Origin of the sequence: Pseudomonas sp. HR1 (assembly GCF_030175875.1) — a bacterium.
Taxonomy (GTDB): domain Bacteria; phylum Pseudomonadota; class Gammaproteobacteria; order Pseudomonadales; family Pseudomonadaceae; genus Chryseomonas; species Chryseomonas oryzihabitans.
Genome location: NZ_JASNRF010000016.1, coordinates 1 through 1605, shown reverse-complemented (window position 1 = coordinate 1605; position 1605 = coordinate 1). Strand labels below are relative to the sequence as shown.

The following is a 1605-nucleotide window of genomic DNA, read 5'->3' as shown; positions in this document are numbered from 1 at the left end:
AGGCCAGAGATAGCGTAGGTGATCCAGCACCATGGTGAGGATCGCTAGCCACTTGATCAGATCCAGGGCCTTGTCCCGGTCGTGCTCTATCATCACAGCCATCCCAGCGTCAGGCCGGCGAGCACCAGATACCGAGCAGCTTTGGCCAGCGCGACGAGCGCTAGGAAGCTCCAGAAAGGCTCGCGCAGAATCCCTGCTACGACGGTAATCGGATCCCCGATGATGGGCACCCAGCTGAACAGCAGCGATCCACGACCATAGCGCTGATACGCCCTCTGCGCCTTTTCCAGCCTCTCCGGGCTGATCGGAAACCAGCGTTTGTGTCGATAGCGCTCAACCGAGCGGCCAAGCCACCAGTTCACGACGGAGCCCAGTACGTTGCCCACCGTCGCGACCAGCACCAGCGTCCATGTCTGGTATCGCTCAGTCGCCAACAGTCCAACCAGTACGGCCTCCGACTGCAAGGGCAACAGCGTTGCCGCGCCGAAAGCCGCGACGAATAGGCCCAGGTACCCGGAAAGCTCCCACATCAGACTAGGCGCTCAGGCCCATCCAGCCATGAATCCCCACGTAAATGCCGACGCCAATGATCAAGAGGCTGGACAGATAGGGCGCTCGCCGAGCGGCAGCGCTCAGCCAAGGCCACCGACTGGAAGCATGGCGGGCGCCTATGGCAGCCGCTGCACCGACAGTCACCAGGGTAATGGCCAGGCCGACGCTGAAGCACAACACGAGTACCGCCCCCAGCGCGATCTGCTTCACTTGTAGGCAAAGCAGCAGGACGGTAATGGCCGCTGGGCAGGGTATCAGCCCCCCCGTAAGCCCGAAGAGGAGGATCTGGCCCGTGGTGACATTCTGGTTGCTAAAGCGCTTCCGGATGTCATTGGCATGCGCCAGCTCGTGGGCATCCTGATAGCCCTCGGTGGCGAGCGCTAGACCTTCCTGGTGGCCGTGATGATGATCGTGCTCCTGGAACGACAGATCGTAGTCATGGGAATGGCCGGCATGTCCGAGGCTTAGGCGGACATCGAATTCGTGAGGTTCGGGGATCTCGTCGACGGACTCCAGATAGGCGCCATGATCGACGAAGCGAAAATGCTGGATTGCACCGTCTGGGCGGGTGGTGTTCAGGGTCACTTCAGAAGCGGGCCAGGCATGCCCCTTCAAGGACTTCAGCCGCCAACGTGGCGGCACGCCGTCCTCAAAGATCGACAGCTCGACCCACCCATGCCCGGTATCGATGCGGCGCGTTTCATCGTGGTGGTGATCATGAGCGGCATGACCCTCTTGGGCATGCCACAGCCGCTCACCCCGCCATGTACGCCAGAGCATCCACAACGCTATCGAAATGATGAGGGCAGCCGAGGCCAGTTGGAAATAGGGCTCGGTAGTCTCTGCGTCTAGGCCTTGCCCAACATACATGCCGACCATGGCCACCAGCCAAACCACGGCCGTATGGGACAGTGTGGCAGCCAGACCCAGCAGCACCGCCTGCTTGACCGTGCCACGCACCGCCACGATGAAAGCAGCCATCATGGTCTTCGAATGCCCAGGCTCCAGGCCATGCAGGGCACCCAACAAGATAGCGCTCGGGAAATACAGCCA

Annotated in this window: 2 protein-coding genes; both read right to left on the bottom strand. The window is 61.4% G+C overall.

Annotation, left to right across the window (positions count from 1 at the left end; translation table 11 throughout):
• Positions 1-92: 92 nt before the first annotated feature.
• Positions 93-530, bottom strand: coding sequence for a YqaA family protein (locus QKY98_RS23290; RefSeq protein WP_284671661.1), 438 nt, complete (start codon positions 528-530; stop codon positions 93-95).
• Between the two features lie 4 nt (positions 531-534).
• The coding region (locus QKY98_RS23285) for a nickel/cobalt efflux transporter (protein ID WP_284671660.1) at positions 535-1605 on the bottom strand (1071 nt) is incomplete at its 5' end.